The 6182-nt window shown below is 31.1% G+C and carries 7 protein-coding genes and 1 pseudogene; 3 read left to right on the top strand and 5 right to left on the bottom strand.

Going from position 1 to position 6182, the window contains the following annotated elements; all coding sequences use genetic code 11:
• Positions 1-259 precede the first annotated feature (259 nt).
• The 3 genes from K6343_06025 to K6343_06015 all read right to left on the bottom strand — a co-directional run bounded on the left by K6343_06025 (position 260) and on the right by K6343_06015 (position 2750).
• Entirely contained in the window at positions 260-1684 is a 1425-nt protein-coding gene (locus K6343_06025; protein MEF3245513.1) for a hypothetical protein, read from the bottom strand.
• A gap of 144 nt (positions 1685-1828) precedes the next feature.
• A complete protein-coding gene (locus tag K6343_06020) occupies positions 1829-2005 on the bottom strand; it encodes a hypothetical protein (protein MEF3245512.1) in 177 nt (58 codons plus the stop codon).
• A gap of 61 nt (positions 2006-2066) precedes the next feature.
• Complete coding sequence (locus K6343_06015; GenBank protein MEF3245511.1) at positions 2067-2750, bottom strand: IS1595 family transposase; 684 nt, start codon at positions 2748-2750, stop codon at positions 2067-2069.
• A gap of 73 nt (positions 2751-2823) precedes the next feature.
• On the opposite strand from K6343_06015, the gene K6343_06010 reads away from it, so the two are divergent.
• Positions 2824-3582 (top strand): nucleotidyltransferase domain-containing protein, encoded by a 759-nt coding sequence (locus K6343_06010; protein MEF3245510.1) that lies wholly within the window; start codon positions 2824-2826, stop codon positions 3580-3582.
• Positions 3576-4238 (top strand): hypothetical protein, encoded by a 663-nt coding sequence (locus tag K6343_06005; GenBank protein MEF3245509.1) that lies wholly within the window; start codon positions 3576-3578, stop codon positions 4236-4238. The genes K6343_06010 and K6343_06005 overlap by 7 nt, the downstream gene beginning before the upstream one ends.
• Here the strand turns inward: K6343_06005 and K6343_06000 are convergent.
• Positions 4231-5355 (bottom strand): phosphotransferase, encoded by a 1125-nt coding sequence (locus K6343_06000; GenBank protein MEF3245508.1) that lies wholly within the window; start codon positions 5353-5355, stop codon positions 4231-4233. The two genes, K6343_06005 and K6343_06000, sit on opposite strands and share 8 nt — an antisense overlap.
• Positions 5356-5405: 50 nt before the next feature.
• Between K6343_06000 and K6343_05995 the strand changes: the two genes are divergently transcribed.
• On the top strand, positions 5406-5876 hold the full coding sequence (locus tag K6343_05995) for an NUDIX domain-containing protein (protein ID MEF3245507.1): 471 nt from the start codon (positions 5406-5408) through the stop codon (positions 5874-5876).
• On the opposite strand, the pseudogene K6343_05990 reads toward K6343_05995, so the two are convergent.
• Positions 5873-6043 (bottom strand): annotated as a pseudogene (locus K6343_05990) (hypothetical protein). The gene K6343_05995 and the pseudogene K6343_05990 overlap by 4 nt on opposite strands.
• Positions 6044-6182 lie beyond the last annotated feature (139 nt).

Here is a 6182-nt window from a genome sequence, read left to right as displayed (position 1 = left end):
CTGAAAAGCATAAAACATCTGCATCTTTAATCTCTTTTTCTGGATCTTTTAATTCATCGTAATCACCAAAAATTGCAGTGTATATTACAATCTTATTTTTTTTAGGAAAAGTTGTTTACAAAAAATGTTAAACTCCATAAGTTAACTCGCTTTGCTCCGTTCGCTTACTAAAGTACAAGACACCCCATCCACTACTTTTTTACTATTCTTCGTACGCGAGATTTTGCGATTGTTTTGTTACCCCTTAGTAAAATAAAATTTATAAAACCACTAGTCTTCCTTGTTCATCTCTCCGTAATGATTTTCTTTTAGTTAAGTGTTCCTCCCCAATAACATGTTTTCTGTATCCAACCATTTTTTCAGGTGTTATTTTCGTTCCTAATATTTCTTCTTCATAATCAATATATCCTTCGGTGGGTTGGATAGCGTTTCTAAGTAATTGAGACATCGCTTCATTATCACCTTTATGCATTGATGCGAAATGTTCCAATCTTACAGCATTGTGATCATACACGACAATGCCTTTTGGTTGAATCTTAGTTCTAGCTAATATTTTCATATACCTTTCTAAGTCAATGTTCGGTATAACAAGATACATTTGAGATACTGGGACTGAAACAGCTGTGACATTGTCATCATCATCTTTAATGGCTTGTTCTAAATAGTTTTTTTCTTTCCTTAGTTCTTCAATAAATGCTTTATAATTTATGTTGTCTATTCTTTGAACAGCTTGTCTTACTGTTGTTATATCTTCAAAACCCTTAATATTCTTAATTCTTCCCGTATCAATAAGGGCCTGAAGCCAGACTGCTGCCACAGGTATCTCATTACTTACTTGTTGTAGTAAAGAAGGATTGAACTCTATTGTCCCATCTTCTCGAAGAGAATATAAACCTCTTAGTTTATTACTCATTTCTGTATCGTCAGTATTTTTATCGATAAAATTTTGAAGCATGGAATCTATTGAAAATGGATTGACTTCACCTTTTGTTTGATTCTCTCGATAGCGTGATAGTTGGACGATGTTTGACAAAACTGAATTCGTTTCTCCGAGTCCTATTGTGATCAACAATTCTTGTTGAGTTTTTAATGAATAATATCTAGCACTATTAATATTACCTTGTATAAGTTCATAAGGGGCAGGGCGTGAAGGTATAGCAAGTTTTTCACCTTCTTTTAATACTTCTTGAGGAGAAGCTAAGAATCCGACCAAGTGATATCTATCTCCGGGTAACGCTCCTATTTTATTGTAGTTCCATGAAATACCTTCGTATCCTGAATTACGTCTAATAATTTTTTCTTCTCCTCCTTCTCTTTTGATTCGTTCTTCTTCTGCATCATAGAGTCCTTTTACATTTGACAAATTACCGGACTCTAAAATAGCAATTGCTTGTTCAACCCTAGTGCCATGATATAAATAATTGCCACCAGGAAATTGAGCAGCCAATGCTTTTGTTTGTTCTGGTTTGGTCAAATAGATTACTCGTGTCCGGAGCTGTTTTATTTTTTCGGCTTCATCGGTCTCCGTCATAGGGTGACGATCAATAAAGTCTTGGAAATATTTAGCTATATTATTTTCATGATCACGTCTCCACCTTCGTAACATTCCAGCATACCCTTGTTTTGGAAGTATTCTTTGTGCTTTTTCTTCTGCTACAGTATTAGAATATCCCCATAAGCTCATATAGCGATTCGCGGCATATGATATAAATTCACCTTTTCTTCCACTTTCTAGCGGTGAGTAAATTCCTAATTCTTTTCCTTGTCTGTATAATCCTTCTAATTCTTCCTCAAGTTGTTCGTTACTAACATCACTTTCAAGAAGTATTTAAACATAACTCCTGATTTCTTTGTATTTATCATATAGTTGTTCTCCTTTTGGAAGTGCTTTAAAATCCAAAGAAGTTCCATATGCACTCACTATTTGTGCCGCAAGTTCTTGCGGAGATTTTTTAATTATTCCTTTTGCTTCAATTTGATTTGATGTAATTTCTTGTGTTTCCATAAGTATGATGTTAAATTTTGTTATTTTTATTAAACTTATAATACTATAGGGTCTTGTATAGTTAACTAATAACTATAAGGCTTAATTTTAGAAGCGATTTTAACGATTTTTCAAGTCTTCTTCTGTTGTTAAATCGCCACTCTGACTCTTTTAAGTATAACAGAAATTTGTCTTTTCTTACACCATTAAACTTCTGTAGTCTTGTTTTAACAAACGACCAAAAACTTTCAATACCGTTGACATGATTTTTACCTCTGGCAAATGCGTTTTTCGCGTGATGAATTCTTTTATAACGGTAACCATAAAGAATTAATCCTTCATATGATTTCCAACTGTCAGTATAGACGGTTGATCCGGTTAAGATTTTACCTTTAATAATAGGCATTAAAGCTTCTCTTTTACAGTTTTTGACAATTTTAGTGAATACCTTACCGTTTCTTTTAAGAAGCCCAATAACAGGAACTTTTCGACTGGCGCCGCGTCCTCTTTTTCCACGGACTCTACTGGGTCCAAAATATGCTTCATCTATTTCAATTTCGCCATTTAGTTTTTCTTCTTTTTTTAAAGAATCAAAGAATATTAGAGATCTGAAAATATTGAAGTAGTGTTCAACTGTATGTCTGTTAACTCTTACAAGAATGCTTGTATCGTAGGCAGTAAAGTCACGACAAAAGTAGGAATCTATAAGATTAAATTTCGACCTCGAAATTCTTAACCGTTTTATGTAGGTCTTTTTTATCGTCATTACAATCTATTCTAACAGTTTTTCAACTGTTATCTAGACAAGACACTAACTTTTTTTTTTCCTATACTGATATGTGAATGCAGCAAATTTAATCAATACAGACTTTTATCAGAATATTGTAAATCATAGTAATACACTTTCTTTAGTTTTAATTGGGAGTATTTCTCGTGGAGATTATATTGAGGGTTGGAGTGATATAGATTTTGTCCTTGTTTATGATTCCTTTAATCAAGAATATTTTGAAGAAGTCGAAAAATTACGTGCAAATTTAGAAAAGTCTTTTGATATCAAAACAGGTGTAGAATTGGTTGAGTTTAACGGATTAAAGTATGCTGTAAGTGGTGGGGCAAGGGATGCTTCTTGGCTTAAAATAATTAAAAATCTTAATATCTCGAATCCAACATTGGAGTCTGCAATTCTTTACTGTAAGCAAGGATTTACCTTGCCACTATTTGATATTACAAATATTTCTTGGGAATGTTTTTATGTTTATTTTAATGAAGTGCAAAATTATATTGTTAAACTTTGCCAGAATATTGATCCTTTAAAAGCAAAGTACTACCTAAGAAAGGTTATTAAAAATTCACTACTTATTATGCAAACATACCTATTATGGGAGTATAAAGAGCTTTATTATCACTTTGATGATGTTTTAAAAAAATGGGAAGAACATATTCCAGCGGTTAGTATTTTATCCTTGAAAGAAGCTTATGAACTTCGTTTAACTTGGAGGACTATTCCTGATAATGAAAGTTTAATGGAATTAATAAAGCAAAATATTGACACTTTTTTTAAAGTTAACACATATATTATGGAGGAGATAAGATGTTAGCCTATTTATTAATAAAACCAGAAGCATATCTTTTTTTACCAAGAGTTATTAATGCTATACAAAGTTATCCAGATCCAAGTGAGGAAGAAAAAAAGCTTCTCACTACGATAAAAAACGGATTGGAGATATTACGTAATCCTGCAAACGTAAAAGCAGAAGATGAACTTTTATATGTTGCAACAGGAATAATGACCGATGATTTATTGCAAATTTTATATAATATGGACGAATTACCTGAAGACAGGAGAAGACTTTTAAGAGATTCTTTAGTAGATTCACCATATGGAGTTATTTTTTTTGAAATAGATGAAAAAAGTTACTCGGATCCACTTCTTTTATTACAAAGGATTAAAGGAAAAATTGTTTCTGCGGAAAACCCAGAAGGAACGGGTCTCCGTGGTTTAATAAGAAGGGAATATGGCGGTTTACCTGAAAATAAAGCACGTAATTTTGTTCATATTCCGGATACAGAAATAGAAATGATTAATGCTTTAAGTTACTTTTTAAAAAATAGAAGAGATCCTCAATTTAGTTCAGAAGGAACTAAATCTGATCGTGAGTTTAAAACTTTGTTTTGCAATAAAAAGAGGATTCAAGAAATAAAAGAAGAAAAGAGAGAAGGAAAAGTCCAAGAAGGCGAAGATACTCTTATTTAAAGTAATCTAAAATAGATTCAGGGTTTTTATAATCAAATTCATCTAATATACATGTAAATATTAAAAAGAATGGAATCATTATCTCTGGAAATGTATTAGGATCACGATTTAAAGTATGACTCATTACTAAATAACTATTAAAACGAATAAAATCAGAATATTTTTCTAAAATATTTGATCTCGCTTTCATTTTAATAGAAGCTAATTGTAATCTTCTTCTAAAAGATTTTTTAACTGAAGCTTCAATCTTAATTGCGCTATCTGTGATTTCAAACTTTTTTAGTGAAAAATATCTTTCCAGAAGTCCAAAATGATACAACAATACGAAGACAAAAGAGTCATTATAATAAGGCTTTGCCAATTCCATATAAATTGGCATGAAACTTGCATACTCAAGGTCAATAAAATAAGTTTTAAGTGATTTAGTGCATATTATATTTCCATGGTGTAGATCTCCATGACCGAGAATACAAGTAACTTCTTTCTTTTCTGCATTCTTGTATTCATTCTTAATATCCTCGAATATTTCAAAAATTGTTTTTTTGAACTTATGACCATTGAGTATAATTTTTTTGTTTATCAGAGAATGAACACTAGACGTTGAACCATAAAAATTCTCATATCTTCTTCCAAATAGGCGTTTGTAAAACAGTTTATTAGCTTTAATCTTAAGATACTTATCAAATGTTAATATTTTCTCTGGACTATTCTTATAAAGATTTGATAGTATATTTTCTTTATTTTTTTCTAGCTTTAAAATATCTATATTATTTCTTTTGAAATCCCTTTTAATAACTAGCTCTGAAAGTAGTTGTCCTTCTATATAGGAGTTAATTAAAATTTTATCATCATAGTAAAGTACTTCTGGGATAGTAATATAATCCTTAAGAGATTTATAACCTCTAATCTCTTGCAAGATGGTACTTAAATTCGGATATTTTACAAAGAAGTTCTTTGATAGACCATCCTCATTAACTGCTTTTACAATAAAACAATTTGTATTTGCTCCAAAAACTCTTTTAATACGTGAAATAGAGACAATGTTATTATATTTAGATTTTTTAAAGTATCTATTATATGAATCTTGATAAACTTCCTTTATACTGATTGTACCCATATTACTTAGTTGCTTGATTTTTTTATAAATCTTTTTTAGAATATATTAATATGAATACAATTAAAATTGAAGATGGAGATGTAGCAGACATTATTAGTGCGGGAGGAATACCATATTACTATGAAGGAGATACTGTTTATGTGTTCCTTGCTTTACACAGAGAGTATGGATATGTCATTCCAAAGGGCCGTTTAAGACCTGAAGAAACCCCTCTTGAGGCAGCACAAAGAGAAATAAAAGAAGAAACAGGAATTATTGTAAGTGGATTACCATATATTTCATTATCATCATTGAGCTATTTAGTAAGTGAACAAAAGAAAAAAGTTCATCTGTACGGATTTTGTTTAGAAAGAAGTCCTGCGCCTGAATCTCAGGAATTATCTTTAGATAAAGATGAGAAAATTGAAGTTGGAAACTGGTTAAGAATTGATGATGCTATTCAAATAGCTGCTCATGATACAGAAAGAAATGCTTTAGCTGAACTTAAAAGTAAGCTCGATGAACAGCATGAAGATAATTAGCTTCCTTCTTCCCAAGGAGCTGTTAATTGGAAATAATTTCCATCCGGATCCGCAAGAGTAGCAATCCAATATCTTGGGGCAACTTTATAAGGTTCTTTAATTACTTTTGCTCCAAAGCTTTTTAATCTTTCAAATTCTTCTTTGACTTCTTTTGTTTCAAAGTTAAAATAGGGTCTAGCCTAGATAACAACCAATAAAGTTGTTATAAATGTCATTAGTGCAAGAAAAAACAGACCTCGTAAAACGTCTAAAATTAAGTGCTCAAAAACTTAATCTTATACTTAGATGCTTTATTGCCGATACAAC

It is taken from the genome of Caldisericaceae bacterium (genome assembly GCA_036574215.1).
Taxonomy (GTDB): Bacteria; Caldisericota; Caldisericia; order Caldisericales; family Caldisericaceae; genus Caldisericum.
The sequence above is the reverse complement of the archived record's forward strand: the minus strand, read 5'-3'. Positions and strand labels throughout refer to the sequence as shown.